This is a genomic window from Candidatus Falkowbacteria bacterium (assembly GCA_016699775.1).
GTDB classification, from domain to species: Bacteria; Patescibacteriota; Patescibacteriia; order Patescibacteriales; family Patescibacteriaceae; genus Patescibacterium; species Patescibacterium danicum.
Genome location: CP065010.1, coordinates 230,785 through 254,253, shown reverse-complemented (window position 1 = coordinate 254,253; position 23,469 = coordinate 230,785). Strand labels below are relative to the sequence as shown.

Annotated in this window: 23 protein-coding genes and 1 other RNA gene; 4 read left to right on the top strand and 20 right to left on the bottom strand. The window is 35.6% G+C overall.

All coding sequences use genetic code 11. The features are described 5' to 3' along the window. Positions 1 to 6 precede the first annotated feature (6 nt). Genes IPN41_01335 through pilM form a run of 4 tightly spaced genes read right to left on the bottom strand, consistent with a single transcriptional unit; the run spans position 7 to position 3,366 of the window. A complete protein-coding gene (locus tag IPN41_01335; protein ID QQS60603.1) occupies positions 7 to 360 on the bottom strand; it encodes a hypothetical protein in 354 nt (117 codons plus the stop codon). A gap of 1 nt (position 361) precedes the next feature. Next, entirely contained in the window at positions 362 to 1,042 is a 681-nt protein-coding gene (locus IPN41_01330) for a hypothetical protein (protein ID QQS60602.1), read from the bottom strand. 1 nt (position 1,043) lies between these two features. Beyond that, the gene (locus tag IPN41_01325; protein ID QQS60601.1) at positions 1,044 to 2,297 is read right to left on the bottom strand and encodes a hypothetical protein; all 1,254 of its coding nucleotides are present in this window, start codon (positions 2,295 to 2,297) and stop codon (positions 1,044 to 1,046) included. Between the two features lie 4 nt (positions 2,298 to 2,301). Continuing rightward, on the bottom strand, positions 2,302 to 3,366 hold the full coding sequence (gene pilM / locus IPN41_01320; GenBank protein QQS60600.1) for a type IV pilus assembly protein PilM: 1,065 nt from the start codon (positions 3,364 to 3,366) through the stop codon (positions 2,302 to 2,304). Between the two features lie 135 nt (positions 3,367 to 3,501). Here pilM and IPN41_01315 point away from each other — a divergent pair, with 135 nt between their 5' ends. Next, complete coding sequence (locus IPN41_01315) at positions 3,502 to 4,728, top strand: PD40 domain-containing protein (GenBank protein QQS60599.1); 1,227 nt, start codon at positions 3,502 to 3,504, stop codon at positions 4,726 to 4,728. 120 nt (positions 4,729 to 4,848) lie between these two features. Further along, positions 4,849 to 6,189 carry a DNA repair protein RadA gene (radA, locus tag IPN41_01310; GenBank protein QQS60598.1) on the top strand — a complete coding sequence of 447 codons (1,341 nt, stop codon included), beginning with the start codon at positions 4,849 to 4,851 and terminating at the stop codon, positions 6,187 to 6,189. Here the strand turns inward: radA and trmD are convergent. From trmD to rpsB, 4 genes are all read right to left on the bottom strand, one after another. Next, positions 6,167 to 6,859 carry a tRNA (guanosine(37)-N1)-methyltransferase TrmD gene (gene trmD / locus IPN41_01305; GenBank protein QQS60597.1) on the bottom strand — a complete coding sequence of 231 codons (693 nt, stop codon included), beginning with the start codon at positions 6,857 to 6,859 and terminating at the stop codon, positions 6,167 to 6,169. The genes radA and trmD overlap by 23 nt on opposite strands. Before the next feature lie 58 nt (positions 6,860 to 6,917). Further along, positions 6,918 to 7,301: a KH domain-containing protein gene (locus IPN41_01300; GenBank protein QQS60793.1), complete on the bottom strand. Its 384-nt coding sequence runs from the start codon at positions 7,299 to 7,301 to the stop codon at positions 6,918 to 6,920. 343 nt (positions 7,302 to 7,644) lie between these two features. Next, positions 7,645 to 8,442 carry an elongation factor Ts gene (locus tag IPN41_01295; protein QQS60596.1) on the bottom strand — a complete coding sequence of 266 codons (798 nt, stop codon included), beginning with the start codon at positions 8,440 to 8,442 and terminating at the stop codon, positions 7,645 to 7,647. Between the two features lie 110 nt (positions 8,443 to 8,552). Further along, on the bottom strand, positions 8,553 to 9,302 hold the full coding sequence (rpsB, locus tag IPN41_01290; GenBank protein QQS60595.1) for a 30S ribosomal protein S2: 750 nt from the start codon (positions 9,300 to 9,302) through the stop codon (positions 8,553 to 8,555). Between the two features lie 246 nt (positions 9,303 to 9,548). Here rpsB and IPN41_01285 point away from each other — a divergent pair, with 246 nt between their 5' ends. After that, positions 9,549 to 10,034, top strand: a complete 486-nt coding sequence (locus IPN41_01285) for a hypothetical protein (protein QQS60594.1) — start codon at positions 9,549 to 9,551, stop codon at positions 10,032 to 10,034. Positions 10,035 to 10,116: 82 nt separating this feature from the next. Beyond that, entirely contained in the window at positions 10,117 to 10,683 is a 567-nt protein-coding gene (locus IPN41_01280; GenBank protein ID QQS60593.1) for a hypothetical protein, read from the top strand. Positions 10,684 to 10,741: 58 nt separating this feature from the next. On the opposite strand, the gene IPN41_01275 is transcribed toward IPN41_01280, so the two are convergent. The 12 genes from IPN41_01275 to IPN41_01220 all read right to left on the bottom strand — a co-directional run bounded on the left by IPN41_01275 (position 10,742) and on the right by IPN41_01220 (position 23,468). Next, positions 10,742 to 11,956, bottom strand: coding sequence for a replication-associated recombination protein A (locus IPN41_01275; GenBank protein QQS60592.1), 1,215 nt, complete (start codon positions 11,954 to 11,956; stop codon positions 10,742 to 10,744). Then, positions 11,957 to 13,132 (bottom strand): glycosyltransferase family 4 protein, encoded by a 1,176-nt coding sequence (locus IPN41_01270; protein ID QQS60591.1) that lies wholly within the window; start codon positions 13,130 to 13,132, stop codon positions 11,957 to 11,959. It abuts the gene before it with no gap. Next, positions 13,095 to 14,216, bottom strand: a complete 1,122-nt coding sequence (locus IPN41_01265; protein QQS60590.1) for a glycosyltransferase — start codon at positions 14,214 to 14,216, stop codon at positions 13,095 to 13,097. The genes IPN41_01270 and IPN41_01265 overlap by 38 nt, the downstream gene beginning before the upstream one ends. 4 nt (positions 14,217 to 14,220) lie before the next feature. Next, positions 14,221 to 15,636: a sugar transferase gene (locus tag IPN41_01260; protein QQS60589.1), complete on the bottom strand. Its 1,416-nt coding sequence runs from the start codon at positions 15,634 to 15,636 to the stop codon at positions 14,221 to 14,223. 20 nt (positions 15,637 to 15,656) lie between these two features. Beyond that, positions 15,657 to 16,055: RNase P RNA component class A (gene rnpB / locus IPN41_01255), an RNA gene on the bottom strand. Between the two features lie 105 nt (positions 16,056 to 16,160). Continuing rightward, a complete protein-coding gene (locus tag IPN41_01250; protein QQS60588.1) occupies positions 16,161 to 16,457 on the bottom strand; it encodes an RNHCP domain-containing protein in 297 nt (98 codons plus the stop codon). A gap of 3 nt (positions 16,458 to 16,460) precedes the next feature. Then, positions 16,461 to 17,246 (bottom strand): MBL fold metallo-hydrolase, encoded by a 786-nt coding sequence (locus tag IPN41_01245; GenBank protein QQS60587.1) that lies wholly within the window; start codon positions 17,244 to 17,246, stop codon positions 16,461 to 16,463. An 8-nt stretch (positions 17,247 to 17,254) separates the two neighbouring features. Then, complete coding sequence (gene murJ / locus IPN41_01240; protein ID QQS60586.1) at positions 17,255 to 18,877, bottom strand: murein biosynthesis integral membrane protein MurJ; 1,623 nt, start codon at positions 18,875 to 18,877, stop codon at positions 17,255 to 17,257. Beyond that, positions 18,874 to 20,457: an alkaline phosphatase family protein gene (locus tag IPN41_01235; protein QQS60585.1), complete on the bottom strand. Its 1,584-nt coding sequence runs from the start codon at positions 20,455 to 20,457 to the stop codon at positions 18,874 to 18,876. Before IPN41_01235 ends, murJ begins: the two co-directional genes overlap by 4 nt. A gap of 1 nt (position 20,458) precedes the next feature. Further along, complete coding sequence (locus IPN41_01230; protein QQS60584.1) at positions 20,459 to 21,622, bottom strand: phosphoglycerate kinase; 1,164 nt, start codon at positions 21,620 to 21,622, stop codon at positions 20,459 to 20,461. Between the two features lie 10 nt (positions 21,623 to 21,632). Continuing rightward, complete coding sequence (locus tag IPN41_01225; GenBank protein QQS60583.1) at positions 21,633 to 22,706, bottom strand: serine protease; 1,074 nt, start codon at positions 22,704 to 22,706, stop codon at positions 21,633 to 21,635. Positions 22,707 to 22,715: 9 nt separating this feature from the next. Next, positions 22,716 to 23,468 carry a hypothetical protein gene (locus IPN41_01220; GenBank protein QQS60582.1) on the bottom strand — a complete coding sequence of 251 codons (753 nt, stop codon included), beginning with the start codon at positions 23,466 to 23,468 and terminating at the stop codon, positions 22,716 to 22,718. Position 23,469: the final 1 nt, after the last annotated feature.

Sequence of the window (23,469 nt, the reverse complement as noted above, 5' to 3'; positions counted from 1 at the left end):
AGGAAACTAAAAAGGAATAAAAGGATTACTGCGTCTAACTTCACGTTTTGGACGAACAGTCGGTGTAATGGTGCCACTAATTCCCCCGGGTAACTCAACGATCTTAGTATCAAGTTCTTTTAATTCTGCCTCAGTTACCAATGGGCCAAGCGAGCGAAAACTGTCTCTTGCAAAAACATCTGATTGAAAATCATCAGCGCCAATGGTATTACGAGTAACCGGCGTATACTGGGATTCAACTGGCTGTGTATCATTAAAAAACCAATTATTAAAATTAATAATTACAAACACTAAAACAGCTGTGACAATAATCGTCACCAAGTAGACACTCACAATATTTTTATCTTGTTTACTTAACATATTATGGGGTAACTTCAGGAATTAAATGATAGGCATATAATTCAATATTAGCTTGTTTGACATCAGGGTTATAGGAAAATTTTGTGATATCCATGAAACGCAAACTTTTTTCAAACCGGATTAGAATTCTTTTTAATTGATCATATTCTACCTCTTTAATTACAAAAGAAACAACAATAATTTGCAGATCATCACCGGCGATTGAACTTAGTTTATTATTTGCTATACTAACAAATCTATCTTGAGAATTATCTAATGGGGTTAATTCAAAACCTTCCATTTGGACATCATTCAATTTTCCTAAATTTGATATTTCTTTAAGAATATCAATTTTCAGGGAATCAATATCTTCTCGGGCAGAAATAATAGCATCAATCTTTTCCTTTTCTTGATCGGTAATAGTATTATAGACGTTTTTTACTTCATTTAATTTTTTTAAATAAGTGATCTTGTCTTGATAAATCTTCTCTTGTTGTTTATATGCTTCATCATTTACCACTACGTCATATTTTGGTTTAAGAAGCCACCAATAACCACTGGCCAAAACTATAATACAAATCAACACAACAAACCAATTAAAAAAATTGGCAAATATATTTAAACTAACAAGCGATGGTTTCACCAAACCACCATCCTTTGGTTTTTCAGCAGTTTTTTTGGTTTTAAAAACAATATTTACCATACTATTTTTTCGTAAAGACTGTGGGATCTATGACTAACCCTAAATTAAATTGCATTGACCTTCCATCAGCACTTGGTTGACCAATATCTGGAGATACACTTTCAACCTTTTCAACTTTTTTCATAACGTCAAGCTGTAAAGAAATTGCTTCTAAGCTTGAAGCTAAAGCTGGAATTGAATATTCTCCGGAAATATCTCCAGCAAACCTCTCATAATATACATCTTTTAGAGTTGAGTCCTCAAGAAAAGTCAAGAAGTTTGTCCAGTAGACATGATTATCCAATAAGCCACTGACCATACTTAATTTATTATTAAATTCTTTAACTTCCTCAACTTCTTGCTCACTTTTTTTAATTTGACTATCTATAATTTCCACATTTGAAAAAGCAAATTTACTTGCTTCTAATCGTTCTTTTTGCCAAATTAATAAACCAACATACGTCAAGCTAATAGCTAAACAACACATAACAAGTGACAAGCTTAACACCAAAATATTTTCATGCCAGTTAAAAAAAACAATTTCCTGATCTTTGATCAAGTTCGGATTGAAACCTTTAGCTGGTTGCCAAAAACGTTGTTCAACTGAATTTCGTTCTTGCCAAGCTTCTTCTTTTTTTCTTTCTTCAGCCAATTTAGCTGATAAGTCTTTACTAAATAATCGACTAAAAAATCCCAAGGAAAAAGCTTTCTTTTGAACTGGCAATGGAGCTACTGGTAGTGGGGGCTTTGTAATCTCTGATGATTGAACAGAGGCTTGGGTAATTTGTGGTTGAGACTGAAGGAGTGGTTTCGGAATTTCATTTTCCATTGTCAACGCAACCGGTGGCTTAAGGACAAGCGCAGACGGTTCTGGAACCTTTGTTTGAGTTGGAATAGTTATCTCAGGAACTTTAGGTGTTGGCACAGACAAGACAGAAGCCGGAGGAGGGGGCGGAGGCGGAGGGGTAAGTACTGACTTCGGAGCTTTTCTCAGTTTTTCGAAAAAATGATGCTTAATTTTATTTTTGGTCTCAGGTGAACGTGAAAAAAGCTTTTCATAAAAATTTCTTTGTTCTAATAAAATCTTTTTTTCTGTGTCTCGAGCTTTTTCTAGCTGATGAATTTTTTTATTACGGTCGTGGTCATTACTTTCTTTTTTAAATACAGAAAATAATTGGCTTACTTTTTTAAGCCAGCCTGATGAAGCCGATTCTGTATTTGAGATCTTCGGCAACTCTTTTTTCTTTGGTTGTTCGGAAGATTCCTCTTCAAACATAGTCTTATTTCTTATCAAATTCCCGCATAGCTAAGCCAATCGCCACTGCTAAACGGGGACCAATTTTTTCTAGAATCGGTTTTAATTCAAATGGGTAGGAAATTCTAAACCAAGGATCTCCAACAATTGTATTTACATTAAATTGATCGGAAAGATAATTTGTTAATCCCGGCAGTAAAGCACCGCCTCCCGTTAAAATAATTTTTTCCATACGACGACTTTCTTTATTACCAAAAACTTCAAAAATATATTTTATTTCATTAATAATTGGGCCTAAAGCTTCAATAATCATAGCTGGTAATACTTCGGTTTTCCCATTGACGGTCTCACTGTGCATTAAATCATATTTAAATTGCTCCGCTTGTTCCAAACTTAAGTTAAGATGTTCAGCAATAGATTTTGTAATATTATTTCCTCCAATACCAATACTACGGTTTATAACCGGAGTGCATTTATCAACCACGAAAATGTTAGTGGTTGTTGAACCCATCTGAACAATCATCACTGGAGAACGATCATTTCCAAGTAACGATCTAATCAAAGCAAAGATTTCTGTTTCTAAGCTTAAGAGATTTCTTTGAGCAGCTTTAAAAATAGAAATATAATTTTGGATTAAAGCCTTGGGGGCTCCAGTCAAGAGAATCATATTATTACCCTCTTGTCCGCCTTCAATTTTTTGCCAGTCCAAAACAATATCCTGCAAGGCCAAAGGAATCACTTTCTTGGCTTCCCAGTTAATGGCCGCTTCTAAATCTTTCTTATTACCGGTTTGATTAATATTAATAATTGACGAAAAAACTGAAGAGGTTGGAAGTGAAGCCAAGCAAAGATTAGAGGCTACATGAGCTTTCTCAGCGATATGGTGAATTAAAGCAGCTGTTCGAGGAACATCAAGCATAGACATATCCTTAACTGGACTATCAATTTTCTGCTCACTAAAACCATATGTTAATAAAGCGACCTGGTTGCCGTTACGAGCTAACTCCACCATTTTTATCCCTGGGGCACTAATATCAATACCAAGATAGCTATGAGTTGAGGAGGTAAATAACGAGTTAAATAAAGGCATAGAGATACATGGAAATTCTCTGCTTTGACACTACAAAACAGGACGTATATAATTCTAAGTAGATTACTCTTATTATACCATAAAAAAACTCAGGGTAACAATCCTTTTACTTTGAGATATACACTAAATATCAATATGACAATACAATATAAAAAAATCAGTCTTATAGCCATCTTCTGTATTGTTGTGGTGGTGGTTGGTTATCTCTTATATGTAGTTTTTTTCCGTGAAACAATACCTACTCCTCCTTCTGAAACTCCAATAAATAATCAAACTGGCAATGGCCTTCCTTTAGCTAATACTGGAACACCTGGCACAGTTACTCCCTCTGGTAACGGACAACTACCGGGTCAAGGTGGTACCGGAGTAATTCCCAATGAAATTGGTGGTAATGAAGTTGTTCCTGCTACTTCTGGAGATACGATTGCTGACCAAGCCTCTTTTCCAGATATTAGTGAAAATGGAAGGGTTCAATTCTATAACCAAACAGACAATCGCTTTTATACTTTAGATTCTCAAGGCAAGTTAGTTACCCTTTCAGACAAACAATTTTTTGGAGTAAATAATGTTACCTGGTCATCTAGTGGTAATAAAGCTATTTTAGAATATCCCGATGGTAATAAAATTCGTTATGACTTTGCTACAAAAAACCAAATAACCCTTCCAAAGCACTGGGAAGATTTTGATTTTTCTCCTACTGATGACAAAATCGTTGCCAAGAGCATTGGTCTTGATCCAGATAACCGCTGGTTGGTTGTCGCCAACGACGATGGTTCAAAAGCAAAAAATATTGAATCCTTAGGTGAAAATGGTGATAAAGTAATTTCTTCTTGGTCACCTAATAATCAATCAATAGCATTTTTTGTTGATGGTATTGATTTTAATAGAAAAGAAGTTTTCTTTATTGGTCAAAATGGTGAAAATTTTAAATCTGCCGTTACCGAAGGTCGAGGCTTTCAGCCACTCTGGTCTCCAAAAGGTGATGAACTTTTATATAGTGTTTATTCAGAGGACAATGACTTTAAACCAAGTTTATGGCTAGTAGGCGCTCAAGGTGAGACTATTGGCAGTAATCGTCGACCACTTAATCTTAATACCTGGGCCAATAAATGTTCATACACTGGTAATGAATTATATTGCGCTGTGCCAATTTCTTTGGAACGAGGAGCAGGTATGTTCCCAATTGCAGCCGCCAATACCCAAGATCTTCTGTATAGAATAAACCCATCCACAGGCCAAAAAGACCTAATCCCCCTCTCTAATTCTTCCTCAATCAATAATATATCTTTTTCACCCGACGGTACCTACTTATATTACATTGAAGGAGGCACCAACAAACTTCGCAGAGTTAAAGTGAGATAAAAGTCAAAATACAAAACAAATAACAAAACAGCAAAAGTTTTATAGTTTTTGATTTTACAGTTTTGTAGTTTTGCATTTAATTTTGTAGTTTTGAATTTTATTATTTTGAATTTAACCCCTATGTCTATAAAAACAATCTACACCTGCACCCGCTGCGATGCTCAATCCCCAAAATGGCAGGGACGTTGTTTAGAATGTGGCGGATGGGGCACATTATCACTTGGCACTAAAGAAGAAAAAACAAAGCAGAAATCAACTGTTGCTCCGGCCGAAATTGTTAAACTCGCTGATGTTGATACTGATGAAAACTTTCGTCGCCTTGAAACTGGTACAAGCGAAATTGATAGAGTGTTTGGAGGTGGCATTGTTACTGGTTCACTAACCTTACTCTCAGGGGAACCTGGTATTGGAAAATCTACCATTGTAGCCCAAATCGCCGAAGCCATCGGAAAAAAACATAAAATTATTTATACCTCTGGAGAAGAGTCGCTTGGGCAAGTAAAAATGCGCTTAGAACGTTTAGGTTGTAATTTGCAAAATTTTAACTTTATTAATGGGACTGATATTGAAAAAATTATTGCTGCCGTTGAGATTGAATCACCTGAACTAGTTATTATTGACTCTATTCAAACAGTTCAAACTAGTCTTATTCCTCAAGAAGCCGGGAGTCTAAATCAAATCCGAGCCGTGGCCGTTCGTTGCTTAGAAACTGCCAAACGAAGAAATATCGCTTTTATTTTAATTGGTCATGTCACTAAAGATGGTAATATTGCTGGTCCAAAATCCTTGGAACACTTAGTTGATACAGTTTTATATCTTGAACAAGAAACCGCTCGTGGCTATCAACTTCTTCGTGCCAGCAAAAACCGTTTTGGCTCAACCAACGAATTAGGGGTCTTTGAAATGACTAATACAGGATTTAAACCAATTACCAACCCCTCGGCAATTTTTCTTGATGATACCGTAAGTACCACCGGAGGTTCTGCCACTAGTTGTATTATTGAAGGTACACGTCCATTTTTATTAGAAGTTCAAGCCTTGGTAACAAAAACTGTTTTCGGCTATCCTCAACGCAAAGCTTCTGGTTTTGATCTTAATCGATTGCAAGTTTTAGCTGCGGTTATAAACAAACGAACAAAATTTAATTTAACTAATCAAGACATTATTTTAAACATAGTTGGCGGTCTACGCATTACTGATCCTGGATTAGACCTCGCAGTGTGCGCAGCAATTATTTCTTCTTTTCTTGATAAACCACTTGATCGCCAAACTTTAATAATTGGTGAAGTTGGGTTGGGTGGAGAAATTCGGCCAGTCAGTCATATTAATATCAGAATTAAAGAAGCAGTCAAGCTTGGGTTTAAAAAAATAATTACTCCCCGCTTTGATCAGGAAGTAAAAGGGTTAAAAACTTCAGTAGTAAAAAATCTAGATGATGCTATTTCTGCTTTATGGACTTAGATTTTTTTGTAGCTTGCTCTTGACGCCAGGTGGCAATAGCTTGGTGATTTCCGGAAACTAATACCGAAGGCACTCGGTATTTTTTTTTACCAAAACTAACAACCTCTGGCTTTGTATAATGAGGATACTCAAGCCACCCCTTACTTGAATGAGATTCAAAGTCTAAACTTGCTTCATTACCAAGAACTCCAGGCAGTAATCGTGCAATTGAATCAATAATTGCCATGGCTGCCACTTCTCCGCCGGTCATCACAAAATCTCCAATAGAAATTTCTTCATCAACAAGCTCTGTAATCCGCTCATCAATTCCCTCATAGCGACCACAAATAAAAATTAGAGACTTTGTACTCTTGGCATATTTTTTGGCTAATGATTGATCCCAGGTTTTACCACTAGCAGATAGTAAAATAACTTTTTGCTCCTTTTTAGTATAACGAGGCTTGGATTTTAATTTTAGTAAGGCTTTATAAATCGGCTCAATTTTCATAACCATGCCTGCCCCACCACCATAGGGAGTATCATCAATAGTTCCATGACGATCAGTAGCCCAATCACGAAGATCATAGGCTTTAGCGGTAATAATTTTTTTCTTTTGAGCACGTCCTAAAACTCCCGTTTTCATATACGAGTCTATCAGTTCAGGAAAAATTGTCAGAACACGAAACAACATACAATATAGCTTAAACAAAAAGTCCCCCAGTCAAACGACCGGAGGACTTTTATAAAACTTAAATAGTTAAGTTATCAATATCATCAATGGCTGAAGTATCAACATCAGCTAAAGCTTGGGCATGAGATTGGCCCTCAGTCTGATGACTGTGTCCAAAATTATTATCACGCTCTCGTTCGCGACGAGGTGGTTTAACAGAACCCTCTGGTTCATAAATTTTTAAATTAACACGCGCGTTATTCTTGGCACCAACAATCTTCAAAAGTGTTCGGATAGATTGGGCAGTTTGACCTCGGCGTCCAATAACATAACCCATATCTTCTGGATCTGTCTTAAGCGTTAAGAGGACACCCATCTCATCAACAGTTCTTTCAACTGAGACTTTGTCGGGATGACCAACAATCGCCTTAACAATCATTTCTAAAAAATCCTTGTCTTGCATTTCTGACATACGTTTACTATTCTTACCTGCTAACTGACCTTACATACGTACCTGTATATAGCGGACAATTGGCAAAGTACATTAATAATTAGTCTACATTCATTATAGCTCAAAAGGACGGGTTTGTCAACTCACCATTTTATTAAAATATTATAGAACTATTAAATATCAAATAACCTTATAACCTCAACGCAAATATTTTTTATCCCCCAAAGTCGCCATTCTTATTTATATAACTTACCTCTCTTTAATCATTGTTCATTACTTTATTAAAGATAAGTAAGTTTATCAAAACAAAAAACCTTCTCAGCACATACCGAGAAGGTTTTTTGCGTGAAAAAGATTACATGGAATAGCGAATAAAACTTTCTATTCCTACTCCGTTTAAAATATCTTCAACTTTTTTTGAATCATCTTTAATATATTCTTGCTTGAGCAAACATACTTCTTCATAATATTTACCCAACTTACCCATCATTATTTTTTCAATCATTTCATCTGGTTTTCCTTCAGTAGCAAGTTGCTCGCGATAAATAGATTTTTCTCTTTCAAGTTCAGCCGGATCAACTTCTTCAGGTTTTATATATCGAGGACTAGCTGCCGCAATATGCATGGCAATATTTTGAGCTAATTCGGTTTGACCACTTGCATTCAAAGCTACAAGGACACCAATATTCCCCTGGGCGTGAACATAGCTTCCAAGAGTACCTGTTGAAGTTAATTTTGTGTAACGACTAAGACCTATCTTCTCACCAATAACACCGCTCATATGTTCAAGAGTCTCAGCAATAGATGTTCCATCAACTGACAAGGCTAAGACTTCCTCTAAAGTAGCTGGAGATTTTTCTTTAATAACTGCCATTATTTTATCTGCCATTTCTTTAAACTGATCATTTCGTACCACAAAATCGGTTTCAGCATTTATTTCAAAAATATAGCCTTCAGTTCCTGCTGTATTTAGGCCGACTTTTACCAAACCTTCAGTTGCTTCACGGTCTCCGCGTTTGGCAGCTTTAGCAATCCCCTTTTTACGTAGGATATCAATGGCCGTATCAAGGTCACCATTAGCTTCTTGCAAAGCATTCTTACAATCCACGATTCCAGCGCCTGTGCGCTCACGTAACAATTTTATTTGTTCCATATTTGTTAGTTATAAGGTTACAAAATTATAATGTTATAAAGATTTTTCTCGCAGAAGCGAGGCTCTAAAACAATAAGATAGTTTTAGGAATTTCTTTTTTATAACTAATACTATTCTGACTTATTTTCTGTAGCTTGACTATCTTTAGCTTCTTTTGCGGAAGTTTTTGCCGTCACAACAATATCTTCAATAATTTTCATAATCATTATAATAGCTTTAGAAGCATCATCATTGGCCGGAATAACATAATCAATTCCATCTGGGTTAACATTGGTATCACAAATTGCAATAATTGGAATACGTTTTTTCTTTGCTTCAGCTAACGCAGTTTCTTCATGCTTTATATCCCAAATAAAAATTGCATCTGGGGTTCTATTCATACCCACAAGTCCACCAACTGTTTGTGATAATTTAGAAATACGGCGGTCAAAATTTAACCGTTCTTTTTTTGTATATTTTTCTAATTTTCCTGACTCTTTTTTCTCAGTTAAATCCTGAAAAACACGGATTGATGTTCGAATGATATTAAAGTTGGTTAAAGTCCCACCTAGCCAATGCTGGCTAACATAAGGCATGCCCATAGCTTTAGCTGCTGCTTCAAGTGGACCTTTTACTTGATTTTTTGTGCCGACAAATAAAACTATCTTACCCTCACTGGTTATACGACTGATAAAAGCCAAGGCTTCTTCAAGTTTAGCCTTTGTCTTTTCTAAATCAATAATATGAATTCCTTTGCGAGCCTCAAAAATATAAGGCTTCATCTTTGGGTGCCACTTAAAGGTCCGATGACCAAAGTGCATTCCCGCTTCAAGCATCTCCACAACTGAAGGTGACTTCAGTACAGTATTTTTTTCTGACATAATATTTTTCCTTTAAACCTCTCACCCGTAAGCCCTGTCTGGATCAATTTCCATAAGGGAAGGAAAGAATAACGGGCGATGAGAAATGAATAAAATAATTATGGGTTAGCCATAATTTGATTGTTTTATTGTAAAGGAAATAGATGTCTCTGTCAAGACTAGGCTCTAAGGGATAACACAAAACACTTGACAATATTCAAAAACCAAGCTTGAATGTATGAACTTTAAAAACTTAACTATTGAATAATGGAACAAATAAAAAGAAAGCAAGTTGGAGTTAATCTCCTGACTTCTTTTTGTATAAATCTTCGCCAACTCCAAAACGGTTGCTTTATTGATTTACCATTTTTTTATAAAACAAAAAAAGTAGCCTTTACAATAAAATTTGCCTATGCGAGTAATACAAAGAAATTGAAAAAAATACACAATAAAATTTATTCAGAGTTCTGGGAGAAAAACTTCTGGGAGGAAGACTCTGTGATAAATTTAAATATTAGCAAAGACTGCTTGAGAAAAATCTATCGAAAAAAAGAGCTTTCTTTGGATAAAGAGAATAGTATTTTGACAGGAGAATTTGAAATACATTTTTTCAAACCAAAATATCCTGTACCTGAAAATCCGGATATAGTAGAAATTTATTTTGCTCAACAAGAGGTGCTTCCTCTTTTAGCATCTGAGATTTCAGATGCGGCTAAAATACTTACCAAGCAATTTTACAAGTATTTTGAATAATAGGATTTAATTAGTTAGAATTATTTATTGACCATCATATGATGGTCTTTTTTTCAATATCTCAATATGTTATACTATCAATATGAAAAAATCATCAAATACTATATTTTGGATATTAGCGCTTTTATTAATCTCTATAGGATCATACTGGTTTGGAACAGCCCAAGTTACAGCTCCCCAAGAAAAAACTGAGGAACAATCTTTGAAACAAGAAGAACCACCCATTGTTGCACCTGTCCAAAGCGACACAAAGTCTGAAGAAAAATCTGATAATCTAGTATATAGAAATAAAGCATATAACTTTGTTCTTCAACTACCACCACGCTGGAAAGATTATACTGTCAATAAAGAAACTCTTATTGATGGAAGAATTGCATATAACTTCCAATTAAAAACCAAGACCGGAGAATACCACAGTGTTTTTTATGTATTCATAGTCCCAGAAAAAGTCTGGCAAGAGCAACAAACGGAGGAAGAGCCAAAAAGTGAATATATAACTAAAAAGAATGATTACGTATTTTCTTATTCACTTGGACAAGATGATGAGGGCTATGCTGGCTTTCCGGAAGTTGTTCCAGGTCTAACCTACAAAGGACCTTATTTTGATGTTAATAATATTATTATTCCAAGCTTCTCTTTCACAGAATAAATTTCTTCATTAAATTCAAAACTAATTTTAAAAAACTATTGTTATAACCAATAGTTTTTTAAATATATTTTTTTTCTTTCATACCTTCAGGCCAATAGTTTTGATCTTCTTGATAATCAAAATTTGGACTATATTTATAATCTTTTCCATAGCCTAAATCTTTCATTAAAGATGTCGGGGCATTTCGTAAATGCAAAGGCACACCTTGATTAGAAGTTGCTTGCGCATCAACGGCAGCGGCTTTATAGGCTGTATATAATGCATTTGATTTTTGGCACTTTGCGAGATAAACAACAACTTGAGCGAGAATTACATTACATTCCGGCATACCAATCACCTGACAGGCCTGAAAACCTGCCATGGCCTGTTCAAGAGCTCTAGAATTTGCCAAGCCAATATCCTCAGAAGCAAATCGTACTAAGCGCCGCGCAATATACAACGGATCTTCACCAGCTTCGAGCATACGTGCCAGCCAATACAAAGCAGCATCAGCATTTGAACCTCGAAGTGACTTATGCAAAGCGGAAATAATGTTGTAATGCTCTTCGCCAACCTTGTCATATAATAAATGTGACTTCTGAGCGGCTTGCTTAATAATTTCAACTGTAATTTCTTTACTTAATACACTTGAAGCCTCAAGAATATTTAAAGCCGACCTAGCATCTCCCTGACTAATACCAACCAAAAATGTAATTGCCTCATCATGAATCTTTATATCTAAACTTCCTAAACCTCTTGCTGAATCAGTAAGCGCATTTTTAATTATTTTTTCCAAAGCCACATCACTAAGAGTCTGCAAAACAATAACTCGAGATCGAGATAGTAAGGCTGTTCGTAATTCAAAACTTGGATTTTCGGTTGTGGCTCCAATTAAGGTTAAAGCACCACTTTCAATATGAGGTAATAAAGCATCTTGTTGACCTTTATTCCAACGATGAATTTCATCAATAAATAAAATTGTCTTTTGATCCAGTAACTGGTTAGAGCGTGCTCGGTCAATGGCTTTTCGTAAATCAGCCACGCCTTCAGTTACGGCACTAAACCGAATAAATTCAGCCTTCACTTCATTGGCAATTAACAAAGCTAAAGTTGTTTTTCCCGAACCCGGTGGTCCCCAAAGAATCAAAGAAGGCAGATTATCTTGCGCAATGGCTTTACGAATCAAAGCACTTTCTTTTGAAATTTCTTCTTGACCAAAAAATTCCTCAAAATTCTGAGGTCGCATTCTATCAGCCAATGGTGATTTATTAGTTGTTAGAGTTGGCACCTTCATTTATTTTTTTGAAATTAATGAAAATAATTCTAAATATTGCTCTGCAGTTTTGCGCCAATTAAATTTAGTTGCTTGTTGTTTTCCTTTTTCACTCAATAGTGATCTTAAAGATTCATCATTACAAACTTCACTGATTGCCATTGCCAAAGCATCAGGATTATATGGATCTATCATTATTGCACCATCCCCAACTACTTCTGGCAATGATGAAGTTGCACTAACAATGGTTGGCGTTCCCGAGGCCATCGCTTCTAAGGGCGGGAAACCAAAACCTTCATAGAATGAAGGATAGACAAACAAAGTCGCCAGATTATATAGATACACCTTATCCCCTGCCTCAACATAATCCAAAAAAATAATATCCTTAACGAATGAAGATTTATTAGCGGCTTCATAAACTGGATCAGCTTTCCAGCCACGGCCACCAGCAATAACTAATTTTAAATCTGGACACTGCTTACTCTTAACGATTTCAAACGCTTTAATTAAGCCTTCAATATTTTTTCTCGGTTCAATAGTACCTAAGAAGAGCATAAAGACATCAGGTAATTGATATTTTTGTTTTACTTCGCCTAATCGGATGTCATTTTTATTAATAATTTGAAAACTATCTGAGATACCAGAATAAATTGTCCTGGTTCTTTCAGCATCTAATTTCGTATATTGCCGAACATCACGTTGAGTATTTTCAGAAAGGGTTACAACTAGGGTTGATCGCTTCAATAATTTTTTTACCGATAATAACCAATGCCATACATTTTTTCGCCAATTGAAAAATTGTGGGAAATATACAAACGAGATATCATGGACTGTAATAATACTTGGAATTGACGGTGACCATCTGGCAAAATTCAAATGAGGCATGAAAAAAATATCAATTGGTTGTCCCACAAGCTTGTCAAACAACGGACGATGGAAACATTTTAATAAAACATAATTAAAAAATTTGTTAGGATACTTAGTTCTAACAATAGTGACATTTGGATAATCAAAAGTTGGTAATCGATCACTGACATTATGATACGAATTATACAACAACCAATAATGATTTTTCTGATCAATAATTAATAACGCTTTAAGTAATTCGAATGTATATTCCGCCACCCCACTATAACGCTTATCCATCAAGGGGCGAATGTCAATTAAGATATTCATGGCCATTTTTAAAGCGTTCATATTCACGCTGTATAGTTTCGGCCATCTGTTTCTTGAATTTCTCAGTAGAAAATTGTTCAGCGTGTAGTCTAATAGCTTCTCTGGAAAAAGAATCTTCCTTAAATCTTCTTAGACACTCAATCAAAGATGCAACTGACTGCTCATTAAAAAATAGTCCAGTTTGACCCTCAATAACTGTTTCCGTTGCTCCACCTTTTTTATAGGCAATAACTGGACGGCCACAGGCCATCGCTTCAACAACGGTTATACCAAAATCTTCTTCTTGCGGGTTAATAAACGCTTTAGAATTTTTATATAATTCAGCTTTTTGCTCTTCGCTCACCCGACCCAAAAATTCAATATTATCAGCTCTACTAGCCATTTCTTGTAATCGTCCAAGATCAATACCATCACCAAAAATTTTCAATGGCCAGCCAAGCTCCTTAAAAGCTTTAACGGCAATATCAATACGTTTATACGGAGCAAGTCGACCACCAATTAAAAAATATTCACCCTGACTATCCGCAACTTTAAAACGATCCATATCTACTGGCGGATAAATTACTTCTGAAGTCCGACGATAATATTTAGCAATTCGACTTTTAATTGTTTTTGAATTAGCTATATAATAATCAACTCGATCCGCTGCTGATTTATCCCAAATTCTAATATAATTTAAAACCAAAGAAATAATTTTTTTAAAATATTTATTAAATCGTAACTCTTCAATATACTCATGAGTATAATCCCATAAATAACGAGTTGGTGTATGACAATAACAAATATGTAAAGTGTTCGTACCAGTAATTACTCCTTTGGCAAAAGCACTAGCATCAGAAATAACTAGATCATATGTTTTTAAATTAAAAAATTCTACGGCCATTGGCATTAAAGGCATATACCATTGGTAGTGTTTAACACCACCGGGTAACCGTTGAATAATTGAAGATCTAATCCGACGATTTTTAAAATGTTTATCTACATTTTCTGGCTCATACAATAAAGTAAAAATTGTCGCATCAGGAAACATCTCACAAATTGCCTGTAAGACTTTTTCCGCACCGCCAGCTTGGGCCAGATGATCATGAACTAAAGCAACTTTCATAAAATTATTCACTCGCCCGTGAGCGTAGAACCGCTAAAGGCGTTTTTAATAATATAATAATATCCGAAAGGATAGACCAATTCTCAATATAATAAATATCCAAGCGAACCTCTTCTTCAAAACTTAAATCACTGCGACCAGAAACTTGGGCATACCCGGTAATCCCGGGCTTAATGGTTAATACTTTTTTATGACGACTTTCATACTTTGCTACTTCTTCTGGTAAGTGCGGACGAGGTCCAACCAAGCTCATTGAACCAGATAAGACTAAGAAAAACTCAGGTAATTCATCAAGGCTAAAGCGACGAATAAATCTTCCGACTCGGGTAATCCGAGGATCATCTTTAATTTTAACCATTGGTCCATCTGAACGTAAATTACGATCAGCTAATTCACCATACCGCATACTATCCATTCGCGGTAACATTGAACGAAATTTTAAATAACGAAACTTTTTTCCACCTTGACCAATTCGATATAACGGTGAGTCATCATCAAGTCGTGAGAAAAAAATTGGTCCTCGAGAATCAAGTTTAATGGCAATAATTACCAAGATCATTATTGGACTGGTAATAATAATTAATGCCAATGAACCAATAATATCCGCTAGACGTTTTGCCACTCTACCCCAACCATCTAAGGGAGTTTTTTTTACTTCAACAATTGGGATGCCTCCAAGTTCATCAACTTCAACTCGTAATACTTTTGTTTCTAGTAAATCAGCTGCATACTTAAAAACCAAATGATGTTCATCAGCAAAATCATACAGACGTAATCGATCACTTTTAGAAAGATTAGGATCTGCTTGTAATATTTCATCAATTGGTTTAACAAGCAATAAATCCTCTACTTCTTTAGCTGACTCAATACTAAAATCTGATAGTCGTTTTACAACAACAAACCCAAGTCCAGGTCGACGGGCAAATTCTCGAACTAAATGATCAGAAGTCTGGCTGTCTCCAACAACTACCACAGAATGTGTGCCAACACCATAGCGATACAACATGCGTCGAACAAAGGTTAATAATATTCTACCCGCACCAACATAGAGTATTGATAAAACCCAGCCGGCCAAAACAATAAAACGTGAAGAAAAAAGTTCGCGATAAAAGAAAATTGAGATAACCACTGCCACTAGGCCCAATGAACAACCAAAAATAACTTTCTTTAATTCAACTTTTAAACTTCCGAGTTCGCGAATATTATAAAGGCCAGAAAAAGAAAAAATAACCAACCAAACCAAACTAAGAAAAAACAACACTGCTAAATATTCTGATAATGGCAAATTAAAAATTACCGGACGGATGTCGGTTGAAAGATTAGAAAAACGAAGATAGTAAGCTGATAAACCTGCGGCTATGATCATTAAGAAATCAAGCGGCAGAAGAAGGACGGAAAAAAACAAATCTGATTTTTTCATATATTCCTTATCATGAAATAAACACCCGGCACGCGATAAGCCGGATTCTGTATCCGGTCTCAGTTAATTAATATAATCAACTGAAATTGAACCGAACGGTAATTATCTATCTAGATCCTCAATTACTTAAGGATTCAAGCGAGCTACTTTTCATCTTTTACTGCCATTGGCAATAAAAGGTTTGCTCTTGCTCCAGGCAGGGTTTACCGCGTCAGTCTGTCACCAGACGACGAGAATTCTAGCCGATTAATGACTTGAATTCACTTTTCACCTTTCGCCGATCATTTGATCGGGTAGTATTGTCTCTGTGGCACTTTCCCTGGAATTACTTCCGGTGGGCATTACCCACTGCCTTTTTTCTGGAGTCCGGACTTTCCTCTTTATCTTTTTTTAAATAAAGCAATCACCTGCGTACCGGGCGATTATCTCAAGACAAGATTGCTTTACCATAGCTGATTTTTGACTGTAAGTCAAGTCATTTTTTGCTTGAGTAAGCTATATTTTTGTTTAATATAAGCAAAATATTAGCTCTTAGCCAATTGAATTATTGCCTCACGATTATCCCCTGGGCTCACTTTATTTTTTTTCTTAAAACCACAAATCAAGCAGGTATGTAAAATTATCCATTCCTGTCCCTTTATTTCAATCTGCATTGGTTTCATTAAACCACCACAAGTTGCCTCTCGATCACCAGGATTAATATCTACATGTTTACTATATAAACAATGCGGACAGTGATTAGTATAACCATTACCAACAACTTCTTGCTGACAATGTTCGCAAATAAAATTTTCTATTGTTCGTTTGAAAGCTTGAGACATATCTTACTGAGCCAACATCGAAGTAAATAAAAAACTTTGAGGATTCTCTTTTAGAGATGCTATTGATTGTTTGTTTACTTCAATCGATGTTTCTGAAATAAGTAGACCATTATACTCTTTATTTAATAACAATGCATTTTCTAAAACATAACACAGCTGAATAAAACTTTCTTCTCCTTTATAAAACTGATTAGTGCTGGCTTTCTCTTTAAAGTATTTTTTAAAAAATAATCTCAATGTCTCACTATCTGTTTCAAAAGGTAATCTCTCAGGGACAATATGATGAGACCAAATAATAATTTTTGGTTTTAATAAATTAATATTTTGACGCACTACGTTAAGAGCTTTGTTATCTGCAGTAACCTTAGGAGGAGAAATAAATATAATATCTAGTGAACCAATCTCCTTAAGTTGTTTATCAGATAATAAGTGTGCATTATCAGCAAAATGAGCTAGGCGTAACCCATCAATAGTATATTGATAGGCTATATTTAAATCACCATTATACTCATAAACAAAACTTCCCTTTAAATCAAAGTCTGGAAAAGGATCACTATGGGGTTTTGTTCTCGGAGCATATTGTAACCAATCTCCACGTGAATATGAATGGTCAGCATCTGGTTCAGACATCAACACAACATTAGTACCAAAAGATTTTCCATTAAATTCTTCGGGAAATTTTGGACCAAGTGACCATTCAGGGGAATTATTAAATGGGTCAATTAAAATTCTAAAACCCATTTCATTCTCGATTAGGAAGCAAGATAATCCAATAAAATGAATTTTCATATATTATTTTAAATCCCTCTAGCCTCACCCTGATCATCAGCTTTAAAATCAGCTGATGGTTTAAATAGACGAATCTTAGCTGCCTTCCATAATTCTGCAAACTCTTCACTCTTTAAAAGTGAGCACATTCCAAGATACACTACGCTACCAAAGATTCCTGCGGCACTGGCCTGTAATAGTACTCCCCAAAAACGACTCATATCGGCGTATGGCCAAACCAATAGTTTCATTGCCTGAATTGCACAAACTGCCATAAATGCCGCCACTGTATATTTGGTAACTGACATAATAATACGTCGCTCATCAAGCCCATGTAACCGACGATGTAAGAAAACAAATAATAATACAAAATTAATAATCGTGCTAATTGAAAAAGCCAGAGCTAAACCAGGAACCCCAAATTTCTTTGACAAATATATTGCTAATATAATATTTACTGCTTCGGCGGCTAAACCAGTAAACAATGGAATTCGAGAATTTTGTTGAGCAAAAAAAGCGCGGTTCAAAAGTGGTAGAGCAGCTTGAGCAAAAAAAGATATAGCAAAAAAACCAAGTGTCTCAATCGTCAGTACTGTAGCTGTCCAATCAAACTTTCCGGTTCCAAGCACTAAACGAACAATTTGAGCTCGTAAGGTTAAAACAATAACCGTAGCCGGAATTATGAAAAAAAGAATCTGACGAAATGTCCGGGAAAATAAAAATTTTATTTTTTCTTTATCGGAAGTTGCTGACATCAATGGAAAAACAGCTAAGGCAAAAGAAATACCAAAAATACTGACTGGAAAAAATTGAAGATTATTGGCTAAATTAAAAATTGATAATGAACCAGTGGCTAATGTAGAAGCAATAATTGTTATCACTATTAAATTAATTTGCGTTACAGCCAAACTAAATGTTCGAGCTGACATCATTTTAAATACTGCTAACACACTTGCATCACGCCACTCAAATAATCGCTGATACCTAAAACCTAGTTTAAAAAAAGTTGGGACTTGAATGATTAAATGCAAGAGAGAGCCAATCGCAACACCAAAGGCAAGACCAATAATTCCAAAGCGAGGGGCTAACAGTAAAGCACCACCAATAATACCAAGATTATAAAAAATTGGAGATATTGAATACACAAAAAAACGTCGCTTGGCCTGTAAGACACTGCCAATAATACTGGAAATGCCAAGAAGGAGTGGAGATACAAACATAATCCGTGTTAAATCAACAAGAGTAGTTATTGATTCTGGTCCAAAACCCGGGGCAATAAATCTCACTAGCCACGGTGCAAAAATGATACCAATACCACACAAGAGAGCTAACCCAAGGGTTAGAATATTTAATATATTATTAGCCAATCGCCATGCCTTTTCTTGTTGATTATTAGCTGTTAAATGAGAAAATATTGGAATGAAGCCAGCTGATAAAGCTCCAAGTACTAGTAAATTAAATAAAAGATCTGGGAAACGAAAAGCTGCATAATATAGATCCAGCGTTTGACCCGCACCAAAGGTTCCCGCCAAAATACGATCACGAAAGACACCTAATATTCTACTAGCCACTGATAGTATCGCAATTATAAAAGCTGCACCGGCAATGGTGTCAGCAGATTTAAAAATATTAGTAAAAATCTTCTTGGTCATAGTAATGTAAGCTCATCAAAAAAACTTTTGCCTGTCATCACTGACGGAATAGACAATTTCAGTAATTTTAAAATAGTCGGTGCTACATCAATTAAACTTCCTACAGGAGTTATTAAACTTAAATCACCACCAACTGCTTCGGGAAAACCAAGACTATAACCAGCGAATGGCTTTCCCACTAATATAAAAGGAACTGGATTTATTGTATGTGGTGAAAACTTTTCACCATTAATGGAGATTAGCTGTTCAGCTAACCCATGACTTCCAACAATTACCGCTACGCCATTAGCCTGCAGAACTGCTTCAATAATTTTTCGCAAAGCCCGATCAATAGCTAGAACAACGTCCTTAGCTAGAGTTATATTACTCATATGTCCAACCCGATCTAAGGCTGAAAAATTTACAGCCATAAAATCATACTTATTCTCTTCGATAATTTTTACTGTTTCTTTGGCTATGTCAGTTGTGCCAAGCTCAGGCCGTGTTGAATATTCTGTTTCGCCAGATAAAGAAATTAGATGTCGATCCTCTCCGGAAACACTTACGTCATTGCCCCCGTTTAAAAAACTAGTAATTGACACATAACCTTCACTATCAGAAATTCTAATTTGACGAAAACCTGCTTCAGAAATACACTCCCCTAAAAAATTACTTTGCGAACGTAGTATACATAAGGGTTTTATTTCTGGATCATCATAAGGCACTAAACTTATACATTGAGGATGTGACTCAGTTGCAGAAAATTGCTGAATTAAAGAGCGAGCTAACGGCCGAATAGAAATAGGATTAAAATTAAAAAAGATAACAGTATCTTCTTTTGAAATTAAAGCTACTGGAGTGTCGCCTGAAGAAGTAATAGCTGTTGGTGGTAATTCTTCATCAAAGATTTTTTTTTGGTAATTGTCAGAAACAGCTTGAAGCGCTGATATAGATGTATTGCCTTTTCCTTCAACCATAGTGGTTACTGTTTTCTCCAAGCGTGCTTTATGCTCATGACTATCTAAACCATATAACCGACCGGTTATTGAGGCAATCGTTCCATTACAAGTTTTTAGTTCTTTCTCAATATCTTCAAGTAGATGACGACCACCTTTGGCTGACATATCTCGTCCATCTAAAATTGCATGTAAAAATATTTTTGTATCTAAAGGCAGTGACTCCTTCAAAGATTTTAATAAAGATTGTAAATGATGTAAGGAGGCTTCTACCTGTACCGTAGATATAAGACCAATCAAGTGAACGCTACCATCGCGTATATTTGCAAATTCTGTTTCACATAATTTTGAAAAATTGCCCGAAGCAATATCTTGGTCAACTAATGAACAATAGTTAATCACTGGCCGGCCAAGGCCAATTGCCAGGTGGCCTAACTCCGTGCCCACAGTCTCTGATAATAAAGCACCAACAGACTCGCCAGATGCCAAAAGAGTTAAAGCTGGATAATGACTTATTAAAAATTTAAAATATTCGGGATTAGCTTCAGTAATTGCATTAGCAGAATGAGCCCTGGCTACTCCCCAACCTTCTAACGTAATAAGTACAAGTGGTTTTGGACGCAAATATTTTTTTACTTCAGTCATATTATGTATCACCTAATCCCTGTAAACCGGGCATCATTTCACCACTTAAAAAAGCTAAGCTTGCCCCACCTCCGGTTGAAACCCAGGTAAATGAAGATTGAGCTTTTAAATATCTTATAGCCTCAACGGTTTCACCACCACCGGCTAAGGTAAAAATATTTTTCTTTTGCGTTTTTTGGATGGAAATTATTATTTGTTTGGTACCATTTTGAAATTTTTTATTTTCAAATAATCCCAGAGGGCCATTCCAGATAATAGTTTTTGCTTTTGAAATAATCGAAGAGAAATGGGAAACAGTTTCTGGTCCAATATCAAAAATTTTTTCCTTGGTTCCAACTTGAGTAATAGACTTAGTAAATATCTTTTTCCCACTTTGAACAACAACATCAATTGGCAGTATAATTTTTTCTGAAGTTAGACGCTTAGCCGCAACCAAACTTTTTACATCATAGAGCGAAGCCCCAATAGAATAACCACGAACTTTTAAAATAGTATTAGCCAAACCACCGCCCATAATAATTGCCGAAGAACGTGGTAATAATTTTTGTATTAATGGTAGCTTACTAGAAATTTTTGCTCCTCCAAGAATCACAACTAGTGAACGTTGCTTTGTAACCTTAGTTAGATTTACTATTTCCTGTCTGAGTAAGGGGCCTGCGTATGAGGGTATATATTTTGTAATTGCAGCCACCGAAGCGTGAGCTCGATGAGAAACCGCGAAGGCGTCATTAATATAAATGTCAGCCAAAGCAGCTAGTTCTTTCGCAAAGTTTTTATCATTTTGTACTTCACCTGGCCAAAAACGAAGATTCTCTACCACCATAATATCCCCTGGCTTTAGCTCTTGAGCTTGTTTTTTAAGTAGAGACCAAGACCCCTTACTAATAAAAATATTTCCCCCAATATATTTTTGTAATTTCTTAACGATTAGTTGCAATGAATATGAGGTTTGATACGTATATTTTCCCGCTTTGGTTTTTGGCTCACCACGATGACTTATAATAATTAATGGGCAAGAACGAAGTTGACGAATCGTTGGTATAGCCGAAATAATTTTAAAATCATCAGTAATTTTTGACCCAGAAACCGGGACATTAAGATCAAGGCGAAGTAAAATACGCTTACCCTTCAAATGACGTAATGATGGCATGGATCGCATCTTCATAATTAATATATTATAAGGCTTGTTCATCAAGCGTTACTTGAATATTTTTTATCTCATTTTTTCGAGAAAAAGTTACATCAATTATTTCTCCAGGTAGATATTGTTTTAATAGTGAAGAAATATCCGAACTTACATTAATTGATTCTTTATCTATTGATAAAATTATATCTCCTGCTTGTAAACCAGCTTTCTCGGCGGGACTACCTTTTATGATTGCCGGTTTTTTATCAGCAGCTGTAATTAAAGCTCCCTCTCCAGATTCAACTGGCAGATCAGCTAAAGAAATATAATGTATACCCAGGCGAGCATACCTTGTTTTACCACTAGTTATTATTTTATTAAGTGACGCCTGGATACCATCAATATCAAAAATAATATTGTTGCGAGAAAATCCGATCATTCGTCCACCAAGATCAAAAATAAAAATATTAGGTGCTGTAGGTGATTCCAAACCAACAACCGATAATTCATTAAGAGCTCCTTCGCTTGATCGAACATCAGGAGATCGATAGTTAACTAGGCCGGTACTAACAGCACCTTTCCATTCCATGCCAATTACTTCTTGACCTGGTGCTATATCTCGACTTAAAACAAAATCTTTAACCGGTAAATTACTCGCCTTCTTTAAATGAATAAAACTTATCTTATTAAGACTATCATTAATAACTTTATCAATCTCATATACTTTTTTATCATTAGCCACAATAACATACTCACTAAAGTTTCCAGCTCCTTCCGAGGAGAACAATATTGTCGACATTAGCCAACCATCACTTGTCATAATTACACCCTGACTAACTTTATTCTTTGGTATATAAAGATTACTACGTTTAAAAATTCCTACTAAACTACTCTCAGCATTTGTAACTGAACCAGCAATAGCGGTACTGTCAATATTTTTTTGTGGACTTCTGATTGGCATTGTTGCAGAAGTGGGTACAGTGCCATAATTACCATTTGGCACATCATAATAGGTATCTAAAAAATAGATGAATAACCAATTACCTAACATACCACCACTAATACTTGCCACAGCAATAATAATGGTTATAAATATAATTTTTGGTCGCGTAGAAATATTCATAAAATTAAATTAATACCAGCGAGCTGTGGCAAAAACGGCGATACAGCCCAAGGTAATGATACTTATAAGAAGCCACATATTTAACCGAGAGGCTTCCTGCTCTGGTTGACCCGAGGCAAGTGAGACAAACCCATAATACGAGGCCGCTACCAAAAAAGCAAGTAATCTAAAATCAAGTGGTAAGAAGGTGGCAATCAAAAATAACTCCATAACACCGATAAAAATACCAGCGGCCAATCTCCAGGCAGAGTTTTGATTGGCTTGACTAATCCATAATCTTTGTAACATTAAGACAGCCAAACAGAGGCCAAAAGCTGGCCATAAAATCCAACTTGAAATATCCAGAAATCTTTTAAAACCAAATATTGAAGCAGCTAAAAAGAAAATAATAATAAAATTATAGTTAAAAGAAAGTCGCTCCAAACTAAAAGGAATATACGAAGGTGATTCACTCGTATATATTAAAAGTTGACGCCAGTATAATATCTGCAAGATCACGGAAAAACCAGCTAACAAAATAAAAAATGGTAGTCCGGAAATTAATATACTAAAAAATAATATACTAATAGCTGCCAACCAAGGGATAATTGCAAATCGCCACCAATCTTTTCTTTCAGGATCAAGTTGCCAACCTGCCCAAACGTATCCAATCAATAATGTTGAAATAATCCACAATGCATTTGTCGCATCTAAAAACCACCAAACGCTAACGGCGATTGTAAGCAAGGCAATAAAAGGAATAATGAAAAATCGAAAACGCATA